This window comes from Ruminococcus gauvreauii, assembly GCF_025151995.1.
Lineage (GTDB): Bacteria > Bacillota > Clostridia > Lachnospirales > Lachnospiraceae > Ruminococcus_G > Ruminococcus_G gauvreauii.
In genome coordinates this window covers 2,788,310-2,803,166 of the sequence record NZ_CP102290.1, presented here as the reverse complement: position 1 = coordinate 2,803,166, position 14,857 = coordinate 2,788,310, and the positions used below count along the sequence as shown (strand labels likewise).

The 14,857-nt window shown below is 48.1% G+C and carries 14 protein-coding genes; 2 read left to right on the top strand and 12 right to left on the bottom strand.

Features of this window, described 5'->3' with window-relative positions:
- Nucleotides 1-55: 55 nt before the first annotated feature.
- The 4 genes from lepA to NQ502_RS13415 all read right to left on the bottom strand — a co-directional run bounded on the left by lepA (nt 56) and on the right by NQ502_RS13415 (nt 5,335).
- Nucleotides 56-1,867: a translation elongation factor 4 gene (lepA, locus tag NQ502_RS13430; protein WP_044983133.1), complete on the bottom strand. Its 1,812-nt coding sequence runs from the start codon at nt 1,865-1,867 to the stop codon at nt 56-58.
- A 96-nt stretch (nt 1,868-1,963) separates the two neighbouring features.
- Complete coding sequence (locus NQ502_RS13425; RefSeq protein WP_028528172.1) at nt 1,964-3,142, bottom strand: stage II sporulation protein P; 1,179 nt, start codon at nt 3,140-3,142, stop codon at nt 1,964-1,966.
- A 41-nt stretch (nt 3,143-3,183) separates the two neighbouring features.
- Nucleotides 3,184-4,092, bottom strand: coding sequence for a GPR endopeptidase (gpr, locus tag NQ502_RS13420; protein ID WP_028528171.1), 909 nt, complete (start codon nt 4,090-4,092; stop codon nt 3,184-3,186).
- Nucleotides 4,093-4,252: 160 nt separating this feature from the next.
- Entirely contained in the window at nt 4,253-5,335 is a 1,083-nt protein-coding gene (locus NQ502_RS13415) for a substrate-binding domain-containing protein (RefSeq protein WP_044983132.1), read from the bottom strand.
- 439 nt (nt 5,336-5,774) lie between these two features.
- On the opposite strand from NQ502_RS13415, the gene rpsT reads away from it, so the two are divergent.
- On the top strand, nt 5,775-6,038 hold the full coding sequence (gene rpsT / locus NQ502_RS13410) for a 30S ribosomal protein S20 (protein ID WP_028528170.1): 264 nt from the start codon (nt 5,775-5,777) through the stop codon (nt 6,036-6,038).
- A 136-nt stretch (nt 6,039-6,174) separates the two neighbouring features.
- Nucleotides 6,175-6,372, top strand: coding sequence for a hypothetical protein (locus NQ502_RS13405; protein WP_028528169.1), 198 nt, complete (start codon nt 6,175-6,177; stop codon nt 6,370-6,372).
- 24 nt (nt 6,373-6,396) lie between these two features.
- Here NQ502_RS13405 and holA read toward each other — a convergent pair whose 3' ends face one another.
- The 8 genes from holA to NQ502_RS13365 all read right to left on the bottom strand — a co-directional run bounded on the left by holA (nt 6,397) and on the right by NQ502_RS13365 (nt 14,851).
- Complete coding sequence (gene holA, locus NQ502_RS13400) at nt 6,397-7,377, bottom strand: DNA polymerase III subunit delta (RefSeq protein ID WP_028528168.1); 981 nt, start codon at nt 7,375-7,377, stop codon at nt 6,397-6,399.
- Nucleotides 7,378-7,395: 18 nt separating this feature from the next.
- Entirely contained in the window at nt 7,396-9,600 is a 2,205-nt protein-coding gene (locus NQ502_RS13395) for a DNA internalization-related competence protein ComEC/Rec2 (RefSeq protein WP_028528167.1), read from the bottom strand.
- Nucleotides 9,593-10,522 (bottom strand): GerMN domain-containing protein, encoded by a 930-nt coding sequence (locus NQ502_RS13390; RefSeq protein ID WP_028528166.1) that lies wholly within the window; start codon nt 10,520-10,522, stop codon nt 9,593-9,595. Before NQ502_RS13390 ends, NQ502_RS13395 begins: the two co-directional genes overlap by 8 nt.
- Before the next feature lie 21 nt (nt 10,523-10,543).
- Nucleotides 10,544-11,923: a sensor histidine kinase gene (locus tag NQ502_RS13385; protein ID WP_044983131.1), complete on the bottom strand. Its 1,380-nt coding sequence runs from the start codon at nt 11,921-11,923 to the stop codon at nt 10,544-10,546.
- Between the two features lie 46 nt (nt 11,924-11,969).
- Nucleotides 11,970-12,659, bottom strand: a complete 690-nt coding sequence (locus tag NQ502_RS13380; protein WP_028528164.1) for a response regulator transcription factor — start codon at nt 12,657-12,659, stop codon at nt 11,970-11,972.
- A gap of 13 nt (nt 12,660-12,672) precedes the next feature.
- Entirely contained in the window at nt 12,673-13,260 is a 588-nt protein-coding gene (locus NQ502_RS13375) for a ComEA family DNA-binding protein (protein ID WP_028528163.1), read from the bottom strand.
- 92 nt (nt 13,261-13,352) lie between these two features.
- Entirely contained in the window at nt 13,353-13,787 is a 435-nt protein-coding gene (locus NQ502_RS13370; protein ID WP_028528162.1) for a DMT family transporter, read from the bottom strand.
- 53 nt (nt 13,788-13,840) lie between these two features.
- Nucleotides 13,841-14,851 carry an acyltransferase family protein gene (locus NQ502_RS13365; protein ID WP_028528161.1) on the bottom strand — a complete coding sequence of 337 codons (1,011 nt, stop codon included), beginning with the start codon at nt 14,849-14,851 and terminating at the stop codon, nt 13,841-13,843.
- Nucleotides 14,852-14,857 lie beyond the last annotated feature (6 nt).

Genomic DNA, 14,857 nt, shown 5'->3' with positions numbered 1-14,857 from the left:
TGGGTCTCGCACTAAGGGGACGGGACCAGCCGTCGTAGTCCCATCCCCCTGCTCATTACTTATCATCCAGTTTCAAAACGCTCATAAACGCTTTCTGCGGAATCTCCACATTTCCTACCTGGCGCATGCGTTTCTTTCCTTCCTTCTGTTTCTCCAGAAGTTTACGTTTACGAGAGATATCTCCTCCGTAACACTTTGCAAGTACATCCTTCCTCATCGCTTTCACTGTCTCGCGTGCGATGATCTTGCTGCCGATCGCGGCCTGAATCGGTATCTCAAACAGCTGCCGCGGAATCTCCTGTTTCAGTTTCTCACACATCTTTCTGCCGCGCTCATACGCGGATTCAGAGAATACGATAAAGGAAAGAGCATCCACCTCCTCGTGATTTACCAGAATATCCAGTTTCACAAGTTCACTGCGCTCATAACCCAGCATCTCATAATCAAATGATGCGTATCCTCTGGAACGTGATTTCAATGCGTCGAAAAAGTCATAGATTATTTCATTCAAAGGCAAATGGTATTTCAGAAGTGCCCTGGTAGTCTCCATATATTCCATCCCCTGGTACTGACCACGCCGCTCCTGACACAGGTCCATGATCGGACCGATAAATTCCGTCGTCACCATGATCTCTGCCTTTACCATCGGTTCTTCCATATATTCAATCTCTGACGGGTCGGGAAGATTCGACGGATTCGTAAGCTCGATGACTTCTCCGTTTGTCTTGTACACCTTATACACAACGCCTGGTGCGGTCGTCACGAGATCCAGATTGTATTCCCTTTCAAGACGCTCCTGTATAATCTCCAGATGGAGCAGGCCCAGAAATCCGCAGCGAAATCCGAAGCCCAGCGCAACCGAAGTCTCCGGCTCATAAAACAAAGAGGCATCATTCAGCTGAAGCTTTTCCAGCGCGTCCCGCAGATCCTGGTATTTCGCCCCGTCTGCCGGGTACAGGCCGCAGTATACCATAGGATTGACCTTTTTGTATCCCGGAAGCGGTTCTGCACACGGGCGGTCATTGTCTGTGATGGTATCACCCACACGTGTATCCTTCACATTCTTAATGCTGGCCGTCAGATACCCAACCATACCAGCGGACAGTTCCTCGCACGGGAGAAACTGTCCCGCCCCGAAGTATCCCACTTCCACGACTTCAGCCGTCGCTCCTGTCGCCATCATCCGGATGCTTGTCCCCTTTTTCACACTTCCCTCTTTGATACGGCAGAATACGATCACGCCTTTATAGGCATCATAAAGGGAATCAAAAATCAGCGCTTTCAGCTCTGCCTCCGGATTCCCTTCAGGTGCCGGGATCTTTTTTACGATCTGTTCCAGTACTTCTTCGATATTAGTTCCAAGTTTTGCCGAAATCTGCGGCGCATCCCCGGCCTCAATGCCTATGACATCCTCAACTTCCTGAATTACCCGTTCAGGATCCGCACTCGGCAGGTCAATCTTATTAATGACCGGCATGACGTCCAGGTCATGGTCCAGCGCCAGATAGACATTCGCCAGCGTCTGCGCCTCTACACCCTGTGCTGCATCCACGATCAGAATTGCACCGTCACATGCTGCAAGACTTCTCGAAACTTCATAATTAAAATCGACATGACCCGGGGTATCGATGAGATTAAAAATATACTCCTCACCGTCATTTGCCTTATATATGATACGCACTGTCTGTGCCTTTATTGTTATTCCGCGTTCCCGCTCCAGCTCCATATTATCCAGAACCTGTGACTGCATCTCCCTCTCAGTCAGCAGCCCCGTCTTCTCGATGATACGGTCTGCAAGCGTTGACTTACCATGGTCAATGTGTGCGATAATACAGAAATTGCGGATTTTGCTCTGGTCTACTGCCACACGAATTCCTCCCAAATGTACAATGTTTTCCTGATAATTTCCGGCACCGGTATTCCGATGCTAACTCAGTATTATAGCACACCTGCCTTCGGCTTGTCATTCACCTTTTAATACTTTATTTAAAATATAGGCAAACGGCTCCATTGCATTGCGGGCCTCCTCCACAGTATTTGTCTGCGCTCCCACCTCGAGCAGAATGGATTTCGGCCGCAGATCCAGGTTATAACGGTATCCTTTAAGATATACGCACCGGGTAAGCGTAGGATAATACCCAGCCGCTTCGTATTCCAGCCGGAAAGAAAACGCCAGATTCGCGATCACATTTTCATTTGGCAGATAGTCGAGCGCACCGCTTTCATTTGTATAACTCAGACCGTTAAAGTACATGATCTGTGCTGTCGGTTTGCCGTTAATATCCGTCACCAGATGTTTATCCTCCGACACTCCGTCCCTGTGCAGGTCAATGATCACTTCTATGGATGGATTTTCTTCCAGAATCTGCAGAAGTCCCTCTCGTGCGGTGTTGTACGCTTTACTCCTGTCAATCTCGCCATCGATAATATCAAAAGTCTGCGTATCATGGATCACATGGTAACCGTACTGTTCCGTGAGTATCTGTGTCAGGTAGTCCCCTACCCCCGTAACCCAGGTTGAGGTATCCTCCGGATCAGAATCAGCAAACTGTTCCTGAGAGTGTGTATGATAAATCAGAATCTGCGGCTGCGAATTATCCTGCTGCATGGTCAGATCGTGTTCCATCAGCGTATCGATGTTCAGTGTATCCTCACCGATCGTTGTATTCGGATCCACAACAAAAAAGTGGTTCAGCAGATAATCAAAATTGCGCAGACTCTCGAGAGAAATGTCAAACAGCGGATTCACCGGATTTACCGTCTCCACTGTATCCTGTGTCTCATCCTGATTCTGTTCTTTCTGTGCAGCAGCTTCATTTTCTGCCTCTACCGCTTTACCCTGATTTTCCCCCAGCAACCGCTCCGCAAGGGTTCTCCCATTCATCTCAAGAATGCTTTCACACGTTGATTCGTCTTCCAGAATCACAGTCTCATCTTCCGCCTGTGTCGTATAAAATAAACCGGGCATATATATGGAAACAGCCTGTTCTGTCAGCCCAATACCGATACGTTCCAGTAAAAGCTGCCTTCTCACCGCATCATCCTGCCGGAAAATCCATACTGCCTGTATCACATTATAAATGCCAAACCCCAGCATCAACAGAAAAAACAGGCTTTTTAATATCGTGTTTTTTTTCCTCAATCGGCATCACCTCATATCTATATATGAAGCTGCCTCCCATGTTATACTTCATTCAGTGCGATATTTAATCCTTCTGAGATGGTATAACTTAAATTTTTTACCGTTTCATCCACATCTTTCGGTGTGACAAACATGCTGTGAAGCTGCGGTGTGATCAGCTCTGAGAGAAATTCCTCCATTTCCGCTTCTTCGAGCGTCTCCAGAAGATGTTCCATGGCATCATGCACAATTGTCGCAGCATCTACAACTGTCGGAACCCCAATGGCAACGACCGGAACCCCAAGCGTCTCCTGATTCAGACCATTCCTGTGATTCAATACCCCGGAGCCCGGGTTGATACCCGTGTCCGTGATCTGGATAGTACAGTTCAGCCTCTTCGTGCTGCGGGCTGCAAGTGCATCGATCGCAACGACGATGTCCGGTTTCGTCTCACGTACAACCCCCTGCAGTATTTCTAGAGTCTCCATACCGGTCTGCGCCATAACCCCCGGTATGATGCTGCTTACTATATGCACACTTCCCTCGCCCACCGCTGCCGCACCGTATTCCTTTACGATGTGGCGATTGATATCCAGGTTCCTCACAACCTCAGGCCCCAGCGCATCCGGTGTAATATCCCTGTTTCCGAGACCGGCTATGAGCACAGATTTTTCCTTTTTCAGACCCATGACTTTTCGGAGATGATGCGCCAGTTCCTTCGAGACCTCACGATGGTAATCTTCATCCGGAACTGTCAGATTAGGTGCTTCCATCGTAATATATACACCTTTCGGCTTTTCCATGATTTTGGCGCCGCGGTCAGTTTCAATAATGACAGTGGTTGTCTTTATCTCTTTTTCGCTGTCATAGCGTTCCCTGATGACGACCCCTTCTATTTCTACGTTGTCCTTTTCAAACTTCTCTTTGCTCTCCACAGCCAGATCTGTACGCACGCGGTACTTCGATATCATATCTTCCGATCTCCTTGTCATAGATTTTTTAATATCTTCTGCACTTTCTCCATGAAATATGTATGCAGAACAAAGAGTCCAAAAAGAAGGCCGAAACAAACACCGCCGGCGGATTTCTCCGCCGGCGGTTCACATACTGCATAATCAGCTTAAAACTTTATTATTTCATATATTCATCTACATTATCAGCTGTAACAGGAACAAACGGTACCCAAAGGACATGTCCCGTCTCATCCAGTGTAAAATCTGTTCCTTCATTCAGAGGTTTTCCATCTACGAGATTCTGTGCGGATTTCATAGCTGCAACTCCCTGTCCTTCTGCGTCCTGGAATACCGTCATAGCCATCGTACCTTCTTTGATTGCCTGGCATCCGTCAACTGTTGCGTCTACACCTACGATCGGAACCGAAGCCGGATCAATGCCTACGGAATTCATAGCTTCGATCGCTCCCAGTGCCATCGCATCATTGTTGGAAATAATACAGTCATATTCAATGGTTGTCAGGAGCGGTGTGATCATATCCTGTGCTGTCGCACGGTCCCAGTCTGCCGCCAGCGGAGCTGTTGCCTCCGTCGCTGTAATTCCGGCGTCTTCCAGTGCCTGAAGACAGGACTCTGTACGCTGTGTGGTAGATGTCTGTCCAATCATACCGTTCAGCAGGATATACTTAATTTCTGTCTTGCCCGCTGCCTTAAACTGCTCAGCCAGGTATTCCCCCTGATACTTTCCGGATTCCATCTCGTCGGATCCCGCGTATACCACACTATCGCTCAATACAGATTCTTCTGTCGGATATCTGTTAATAAGTACAACTTTCATATCGCCTGCTGCCTCGACGATCTGAGAACATGTCGCCGGGTCAACCGGATTGACGATAATCGCCTTCTGTCCGTCGTTCCTTGCCGTCTCAACGAACTGAAGCAGTTTACTGGTATCATTCTGAGCATCCTGAGTTACCATGTTGACGCCCATGTCTTTAGCCGCATTCTGCACACCGGTTTCCAATGTAGAGAGAAATTCATCTCTGTTACTGAGAATCAGTGTAACTGTTCCCAGATCCCCCGACCCTTCTGCCGACTCGCCGCCTGCGTCTGAATCTTCCGCAGGCGCGGCATCTTCATCTCCGCCTGCATCTGATTTTTCTGCCGGAGCAGCATTTTTTTCCTCACCGCCGCCGCAGCCGGACAGCATCCCCAGTGCTAATACTCCAGTCAGTAAACATGCTAATAACCTTCTCTTCATAAACCTTTTCCTCCTATACCTTTTTTGACACTCCTAACCTTATGTCACTGAAGACTTTTTTCTGTAATGTCCGCCATTACTAAAATTTTAGTAAAACTAGGCTTCACTCCTATCAAAAGCCTGTCAATTGACTAATTTTATTGTACAATTTCACCCTGCATTTGTCAATAAATTTTTTGTTTTATTCACGCAGAGGAAGCCCTCTGTGCAGTGATTGCCAGCAACAGTCCAGACAGCATGAAAATCTGTACAGTGTCGGACATTAAGCATGTTACTTTTTTCTCCCGGATTTTCCTGAAATATGTATTGACAAACAAAAAGAAGTGTCATAAAATATATAAGCATGTGTATGTTAGAGCTTCGTGTCACTCTAATATATGAAAAATGAGAAAACAGAAAAAAATAATAAATCATCAGATGATTATTGGAGGTGTACGTTTTGGCTAATATTAAATCCGCAAAAAAAAGAATCCTGGTAAACAGAACAAAGGCTGCCAGAAATAAAGCAATCAAATCTGCTGTAAAGACTTCTATCAAAAAAGTAGAGACAGCAGTTGCAAATAAAGACAAGGAAGCAGCGAACAGCGCTTTACTGGAAGCTATTTCCACAATTGACAAGGCTGCTGCAAAAGGTGTGTACCATAAAAACACATCTTCCAGAAAAGTTTCCCGTCTGTCCAAAGCAGTAAATTCAATCGCATAATAACATGACAAAAAAAGAACAGCCATCCCGTCAGTGGCTGTTCTTTTTTATGCGCTCTTAACACACACTCCCGTATTCCTTTTACCATTTTAATTTCCCGTCTGCTATGCTGTAACTATAAGAAGGAGGGGTCCATATGACACGAGCAATTTCCATCACAAATATACATGCAGTGCATAATACCAGGATAAAAGAGATACGCTTTGCATACAGTCCAACCGCTGCCTTGCTGTCGGTATTTTTCGGACTTCCGATCCTCACGCTCGGCACTGTGTTTGCAGTCTGCTATCTGATCATGACGCCCGTTGCGTGGCTGTGCGGCTGGCCGCTTTGACGGGCATCGGCATACAGCGCGGCATCATGCCGCGCTGTATTTCACGATCAGCAGCTCTACGCTCATCACATCTGTCAGGCGGCCCGTTTTCACCTCTTCCTCAGCCTGCAGAAAATCATCCAATGCCTCCTGCAGCATCTGTTTCCTGTATTTGCCCGCATATCCCAGATAGTTCCGCACCACAAAGCTCTGTACTCCGATTTTAGAAGCCATTTCACTCTGGCTGTATCCCGCCTCTGACAGTTCTTTTATCTGCAGCAGATGATTGAACTGCCTTGCCAGAAGAAAGAGAATCCGCATCGGCGGTTCTTTGAGCTCAAGCAGGTCATAATACAGCTTCAGAGCCTGTTTCTGGTCCTTCTGAGCAACCGCACGCACCATATCGAAGATATGATTGGCCACCTGTACAGAACACACGGCCTCGATGTCAGCAGTCGAGATCACATCGCGTCCCGCTGTATAGGCAAGCAGCTTTTCCAGTTCATTCTCAATCTGATACATATCATTTCCGGTACATGACAGAAACAGTTCCATGTCCTGTTTCGTGATCTTCCTGCCCTCCTTTTTCAGTGTTCCAAGTACCCAGCGCATCAGTGTGCCCTCATTTTGACGGGCAAATTCCACGATCTTTCCCGTATTTTTTACCGCCTTATACATACGGCTTCTTTTATCAATCTCCTCCTCCACAAACAGGAGATACAGATAGTCCGGCAGCTGTGAAAGATACTCCGGCAGTTTTTCGCACTGTCCCTTAAAAAATCCCGTCTCCTCCAGGATGATCACCCTGTTCTGTGCCAAAAAAGGCAGCGTCTCTCCCAGATCGATCACTTCGCCCGGTGAAACTCCTTTGCCACGAAATACCGTGCGGTTCATCGTGTCATCTTCGGGCAGCCAGGCTGACGAAAGTTTATCCCGGTATTGCTTTTTCAGATATCCTTCCTCCCCGTAAAACAGATAGACGTGTTTAAATTCATTATTTTTAATATCTTCCAATATACTTTTCATACAACTACGATACCCATTTTATCCCGCTTTGTCAACGCCTGATTTATCCATAAAACTTGTCAGCCTCAGCTTTTCTTTTCCATCTGTCTCAAGCATGACTGCTCCCGTTTCCGTGGTCTGCCAGATCCTGGCCCCCGTACGTTCAATACGCTTTACCACCTCCGGATGAGGGTGTCCATATCTGTTGTCCGCCCCGCATGAGATAAAGCAGATACCCGGCAGCGCCGCATTCAGAAATTCTTCTCCCGTTGAGGAAACCGAACCATGGTGTGCAACCTTCAGAAGCTGACAGGAAACATCTCCTTCTGCCACCTGTTCCTCCGCTTTCCCGCAAAGATCTCCCGTAAAAACTGCCGTGAATCTCTTAAAATCAATTCTCAGGGTCAGAGACCCGCTGTTTTCGTCCTCCGGAATCTCGTGCGGCGGCGGATGGAGCACCGTAATGCAGACCTCACCGTCTATGATCCGATCCCCCTTTTTCAGATAGATGACCGGAATCCCCGACGCCTCTGCCGCCTCTGCCAGCTCTTTTTTTCCGGTTGTTTTCATCCAGTACGGCAACAGCAGTTTCTTTACACGCAGGGAGGTGCGGTGCTCCCTGATCGCCGTCAGTATCTCCAGTATTCCGTTTGTGTGATCTTCGTCACCGTGTGTTACAAACACCCCCTCGAGCGTCTGAATTCCGCTGCTCTTCAGGTATGGCAGAATCCGGTAGGTTCCCACGTTTCCTGTGCTGCTGCTCCCCCCGTCCAGCAGATAGTGCGCTCCCGACGGTAATCCGAACACAAAAGAATCCCCCTGACCGACATCCAGCATTGTCACCTGCAATCCGCCCGGAATGCGAATACACAGGCAGACCACGGCCAGCACAGGCAGCAGCAGTTGCCAGACACTTTTATCCCGCCTCTTTTGCCTCCCATACATCAGACAGATCCACATTCCCACGGCTATATAATAAATCGTCATCTGAATCTGCGATGGTTTTCCCAGAATCCAGGTGGCAAACGGAATTCTGCACACGATCTGCAGCACGGCGTCGTACGCTGCGAGTGCCAGCTTCCCAGGCAGGAGCAGCATTCTTCCAGCGCCCTGCGAAATCAAACCGCCAAGACATCCTGCGGCACCAGAACCCAGCACCAGAGGAAGTATCGGAAGCAGCAGAAGATTAAGCAGCGGGGCAAATACCGGCAGTTCATAAAAATAGTACAGCGTCAGCGGAAAAGTCATGATCCACACGGCGCCAAAAGACTTTAAGGCACTTCCCGCTCCTTCCCTGCTCCTGAATACCGGCAGTATCAGGCCAATCCCCAGCACGGCCGCATAAGACAGCAGAAAACCGCTGTACCACAGATATCCCGGATATTCGGCCAGGATCAGAAGCGCCGAGAACGCCAGACCAGACATCAGGTCATACGTTCTGCCGGTCAGTCGGGCTCCTGCAGTTAGAGCAAACATGATAACCGCCCGCATTGCTGAGACGCTGGAACCCGTAAAAATACCGTATCCCACCATCAGGAGCGCAGAAATACTCCCTGCCATCCTGCAGCCGCATCCAAGCTTCATCAGAAGACGGAACATGCCCATTCCCATCACTGTCAGGTGCAGTCCTGAAATGGCCAGTATATGCATCATCCCGCCCATCTGATAGGAACTCCTGTCGATGTCTTCCAACAGGCTTTTATCCCCCAGGACCATAGCCGCAAGCACCCCTGCCTCCCGCGGCGCCTCCCGCTGCAGGAAGCCGCACATTTCCTCTCGGATGCCGGCCAGGAAATTCCGTATGGGGTATCCGTTTCCATCCAGGACCTCGATCGTCTCAGCACTCATCAGCGCATCGATTTTCTGGACAGTATGATAGAATCCCTGGTCAAACTGCCCCGGATTCGTGGGGGACGGAATGCTGTACAATTCTCCCGTTACGAGGATTATGCTTCCGATCTTAACTGACTCTTTTTTCTCTGATTTAATTTTTATATTTCTAATGGAATAACGTCTGGTCTGAATGACCAGTTCCGTTTCTCTCAGATAGAGATAAGATTTGTCACTTTTTGTTTCCTGCCGGAAAATTCTTCCCGTTACCCGGCACCTGGCATTTTCTTCTGAAAATGCCGCAACGGCTTCATTCGGTCCGGGACCGCCCGCATGGGTGATCCCAAGACTTTCCAGAAGCCAGATACCTGCCATAACCGCGATGCACAGCAGGCATAATGGACGTCTATTCATCCGCATCCTCCACAAAGCTCATGTCCTGGACAAAGAATTGATCCAGGCTGACGCTGTCAAGATACTTCACCTTGGTTTCCCCGCCAATGGAAATCTGGACCTGTTTCACATTACCCGTGCGTGTCAGTGAATTGACAATGGAATACACCGGTATCTCTGCCAGCATATTAGGCGCCATATCCAGATAGGCTTTGTTAAGATTTACATAACACACACCATCAGCAACCGTTACTCCCAAGATCCGCGTTTCCTGCGGCATTGTAGCTAAATGTCCCTGCTCCTTCGGACCTTTCAGCAGCTGCTCTACGATCACACGTTCCAGAGGCATACTGGTGCTGTAGTACACGCTGCGGCTTTCTTCCGCCAATCGGTCACCGCTTTCATTCGCAAAGTAAAGCTTCATCGTAACAGACTGATAGGCGTTGATCTCACTGCCGGAATTCTCGACAAAGGAATCGGCGTTCAGAAGCTCCACATCCTTGCCGTAAGAATCCTTCAGACGTTCACCTTCTACCTGAAAACCCACACAGGTAACTCCCGGAATCTGAGTGAAAGTCCTGACCAGGCTCGCACGGATTAATACTTCTTCCGTCTTATCGATTCCATTGTACGCCTGATTAAAATTAAGCCAGAGCACATCCTCAGACAGCTTCCTGCTGATCAGATTCACACCGTCCGGCAAAAGGTCCGTGCCCGTTTCCTCCCCGAGTTTTTCAAAAACCTGTGTACACATCTCAGTGACCATGGCCTCTGTGCCGGTGTTTTCCAATACGCATTCCGTATTCACTACCCTGCTTTTCTCTTCGCTTACATAATACAGCTGATACTCACTGTCAGTTTCTTTTTCCTGTTTCCCGCCGGAACATCCGGCGGCAGCGAGACAGAATACTGCCAGGAATATTCCATATAATATCTTTTTCATGACTTCCCTTCTGACTGACGTTTAATCAATATATGTGAGCGGTATCCTTACAGAAAATGTAGTTCCCTCGTTTTCCTTGCTGTAAACTTTTACCGCACCGTGATGCATCAGAACAGCACTTCTGGTGATCGCAAGCCCCAGACCGGTACCCCCGATCTCTCTGGAATGCGATTTATCGACACGGTAAAATCTTTCAAAAATATGATCCAGGTTGTCCTCCGGAATACCGACCCCGGAATCCGCCACCGTCACATAAAAATATTTGTGGTCCGCATTCAGAGAAACGCGCACCCATCCTGCATCCACATTATATTTGATCGCATTCTCCACGAGGTTAGAAAGTGCAAGTGTCAGTTTCACCTCATCGACCTCCGCATTTACCGGCCGAAAGCTGTCCAGGATCAATTCAATATTCCGCTTCGCAGCGATCGGCTTCAGCCGCTTCAGTATCAGTTCCAGCAGCTCATTGATATTGATAGATTCTATATTGAGATCAGCCGCCTTTTTGTCCAGCTTGACCAGCGAGAGAAGGTCTGTGATAATCTTGTTCTCACGGTCGATCTCCTCCGTGATATCCTGCATGAATTCCTGATACATCTCGATCGGCACATTTTCCTGGCCTACGAGTGAATCCGCCAGCACTTTAACCGATGCAAGCGGAGTTTTCAGCTCATGAGAAACATTCGAGACAAATTCCTGCCTCGACTCATCCAGTGTTTTGACTCTGCTGAGCATCTTATTGAATGCATCGGTGATCAGTTCCGTCTCCGTATAATCCGGCACGGAAATATTTTCGTCCAGATATCCGTCCGTGATATCCTCGATCGCCTTGGTGACGCGAGCAAACGGTTTTACCAGAATGCCCGACAGAATATAGCCAAACACAAGAACCAGCAGCGCAATGACAAGAAGCAGCAGCATGCCTTTCTGTTCCAGAATATCGATGCTGACGGCTATCTCGTCCGTTGACACGCTGACAAGCATGACACCGCTTATCTCCTTCTCACCGCGGGATTCCTGGATGGGAACCGCGATCTCTATAAAACGGTTTTTGCTGTCATACTGGCTGGTATCCTGGCCGCGAAAACACTTGACAACCTCCTCCGAGATGATGACCTTTCCCTTATCCAGATCATACGTGTCAAATATGATTTTATAGTCTTTATTTATGACAAGGATCCTGCCGCTGTAAATGTTGGAAAACAGCGACAGTTCTCCATCCACAGAAGTGGAAGCGGAATCCTCAAAATACTTTTCCGATATCAGGAGGTTCGACAGAATATCACACTGATTTTTAACATTCGAGTTGCGGAGCGAAACCGCCCGGTCCTCATAACTGCTCACAATACCGTTTTCCACAACAATACTCGGCACAATTCCGATGATGACCAGGATCAGCATGATCCTGAAGCGCAGACTTTTAAAAAACCTGAAATGTCTTGTTATACTAAGCCTGGAAATAGTAACCCACTCCCCACTTCGTATGCACGTACTTGGGATCGCTCGGATTTGCCTCTATCTTTTCCCGCAGGCGTCTGATATGTACGTCCACCGTCCTGACATCTCCCAGATACTCATACCCCCAGATGATCTTAAGCAGATTTTCCCTGCCGTAAACCTTGTTGGGATTAAATACCAGAAGCTCCAGCAAATCAAACTCCTTGGCTGTCAGATTAATTTCTTTTCCCTGGATATACACGCGTCTGCTCTCGCAATCCAGTCGCAGTCCGTTGATCTCCACCACTTTTGCTTTTTCTTCTTTAGCTGCCGGTTTCGAAGTTCTTCTGATGATCGCCTTAATTCTCGCCTTGACCTCCAGAATATTAAACGGCTTCGTAATATAATCATCTGCACCGTATTCAAGGCCCAGGATTTTATCCATATCCTCGCCCTTCGCCGTCAGCATAATGATCGGTACCTGAGAAAATTCCCTGATCTGCTGACATACCTCCAGACCATTGAGCTTGGGAAGCATCAGATCCAGCAAGATAATGTCGTATTCATTATTCTTCGCCATTTCCAGCGCCTCTTCGCCGTCATAAGCGCATTCAACTTCCATATTGTCCTGCTCAAGACTGAACCGTATGCCTTTTACGATCAGCTTTTCATCATCCACGACCAGTACTTTTTTACTCATATTTTTTCACTCCTCAATTCACCGTGATGCTCTCTTTTATCTTTTCAAACGTCTTGTCTGCAATCCCGTCAACATTTTTGAGTTCCTCAATGTCCTGAAAGGTGCCATGTGCCTCCCGGTATGCCAGAATCGCCTCTGCCTTAGCCGCGCCTATTCCCGTTAATTCCGTCAGTTTCGCGGCATCCGCCGTATTTATATTGATTTTCCCATCCGTCTGCCCCTGCATATCGCCAGCGCCGTCCTGTACCGCCGCCTCGGCCTCAGCCAGAGTCAGAACGGTAATCTGTTCTCCATCAGACAGCTGCCTTGCCTGATTCAGGGCCCCGGCATACGCTTCCTCCGTCAGACCTCCCGCAGCTTCCACCGCATGGATCACCCTGCTGCCTGCTTCCAGTTCATAGACTCCCGGTACAGCGACCGCACCGCAGATATAGATACAGATATCTTCCCTCTCCTCTGCTGCCGGCCCGTCGAAATCAGTTTCCTTTTCCGGTGTTTCATCCAGTTCATAAACTGTTTCTTTCCTGCAGCCGCCAAGGATCATCATGCCCATCAGAAACAGAACCATTTTTCTTATGCTTTTTTGCCACAGCTTTTCCATTATTTTCCTCCTCTGCATTTCACACGTGGAGTCCCCGAAAAAGCCTCTGCACAGCTATAATCATTGTAACGAATTTAAGGTGTGATTACAAGTCATTTTTCCCATTTAAAAATGACGATACCCACGATGGCAATGAGTACCCCGATGATCTTCTGCCATTCAAACGGCTGACGCTCCGTTCCGAACATGCCAAACACCTCGATCAGATATGCTACGGCAAGCTGTGAGATGACAATCAGCATGACTGCCTGCGCCGGACCGAGAACCCCCATGCTCTGTATAACGGTTACGGTGATAAACGCCCCGATCACTCCGCCCAGAAGTGTATACTTATGGTCCACCGCAAACAGCGTTCCTACTTCCGGGCGTCCCGTAAAGAACCATGCAACCGCACAGACGGCAAACGCAGTCAGCTGTACCCAGCCTGTCGATACCCAAAGCCCTGCCTGCTTTGTCACTTCTGTATTAAATACCCCCTGCACACTCATCAGCGCCCCCGACAGCAGAGCGATTAAAATTCCCAACATAAAAATAACCTCCGGATTCCTTTTTCATGTAGGATATCCGAAGGCTCATACATTTATGCTTTTTCTTTTATTCTCCCTCTTTTTTGTCTGATCGGCACATGCGTCAGCCAGTCCATAAATTGCGTAAAAACCGGTGCAGAAAGCAACACGACGACAGCCAGCGAAAGACCGACCAGAAGCACAGTCTCCACCAGCCAGTTCATGGCAAGAAGCTGATCACTCCATGCTTTCATACAGGAATAAAAAAGTCCGTGAAACAGATAGATCGGCATCGTTCGGCTGCCGACACCTGAAAATCTGCTTTTTGTCTCCGGCAGTACGATCAAAAACAGCATCGTCACAGTAAAGGAAATCCCGTAACAGATGAGACGTATCAGGATTCCCTCCGCTGTATCCTCCTGAAGATAATTGTAATCATACCTTCCATAAAACACTTTCGCGGAAAGCCCGTATCCCACTGCCATCACCGCCAGGAGCATCCCGACAAACACGAACATCATATAGGCAGTCTTCTCCGAAATATGTATTCTAAGCTTCGTGACCCAGCGCCTTTCGAAATGAACCCCTAACAGAAAAAACGGGTAGAATACCAGCATACGGGGAATCGTGAGGAAATTGTCGTCGATGCCGGAACACCCCACCCAAAGCCCCAATGCGAGCGCGACTACGAGATGGCCCGGAACCTTTCTCACCCATGGCGTAATCAGTTTCCATACGAACAGCGCCATCAGGTACCAGAGGGAAAATTTCGGATAAAACAGATACAGCTCCGTCTCTTTGTGTATCACCAGCACATACAGCAGATAATAAAGCACCTCAAATACGAGGTACGGGACAGCCAGCTTGCGGATCAATTCCCATACGCTCGTCTCTCTTTTCGAAAAATAACCGGATATAAAGACAAACGCTGGCATATGAAACGAAAATATCGCCCATTTTAACATTCGAAGTATCACGTTTTCATCTGGAGCCAACTCAATAAAATGCCCTACGACCACCAGCACGATAAGCATGGCCTTATAATTGTCAAATAAAAAATCTCTCTGCTTCTCACCTGCAGCCATAACAAG

What these genes read in the sequence shown, in the direction of transcription:
- gpr (WP_028528171.1), bottom strand. Translation starts at nt 4,092, where the DNA reads ATGATATCGAAGTACCGCGTGCGTACAGATCTGGCTGTGGAGAGCAAA.
- NQ502_RS13415 (WP_044983132.1), bottom strand. Translation starts at nt 5,335, where the DNA reads ATGAAGAGAAGGTTATTAGCATGTTTACTGACTGGAGTATTAGCACTG.
- NQ502_RS13405 (WP_028528169.1), top strand. Translation starts at nt 6,175, where the DNA reads ATGACACGAGCAATTTCCATCACAAATATACATGCAGTGCATAATACC.
- holA (WP_028528168.1), bottom strand. Translation starts at nt 7,377, where the DNA reads ATGAAAAGTATATTGGAAGATATTAAAAATAATGAATTTAAACACGTC.
- NQ502_RS13395 (WP_028528167.1), bottom strand. Translation starts at nt 9,600, where the DNA reads ATGAATAGACGTCCATTATGCCTGCTGTGCATCGCGGTTATGGCAGGT.
- NQ502_RS13390 (WP_028528166.1), bottom strand. Translation starts at nt 10,522, where the DNA reads ATGAAAAAGATATTATATGGAATATTCCTGGCAGTATTCTGTCTCGCT.
- NQ502_RS13385 (WP_044983131.1), bottom strand. Translation starts at nt 11,923, where the DNA reads ATGCTGATCCTGGTCATCATCGGAATTGTGCCGAGTATTGTTGTGGAA.
- NQ502_RS13380 (WP_028528164.1), bottom strand. Translation starts at nt 12,659, where the DNA reads ATGAGTAAAAAAGTACTGGTCGTGGATGATGAAAAGCTGATCGTAAAA.
- NQ502_RS13375 (WP_028528163.1), bottom strand. Translation starts at nt 13,260, where the DNA reads ATGGAAAAGCTGTGGCAAAAAAGCATAAGAAAAATGGTTCTGTTTCTG.
- NQ502_RS13370 (WP_028528162.1), bottom strand. Translation starts at nt 13,787, where the DNA reads ATGTTGGGAATTTTAATCGCTCTGCTGTCGGGGGCGCTGATGAGTGTG.
- NQ502_RS13365 (WP_028528161.1), bottom strand. Translation starts at nt 14,851, where the DNA reads ATGGCTGCAGGTGAGAAGCAGAGAGATTTTTTATTTGACAATTATAAG.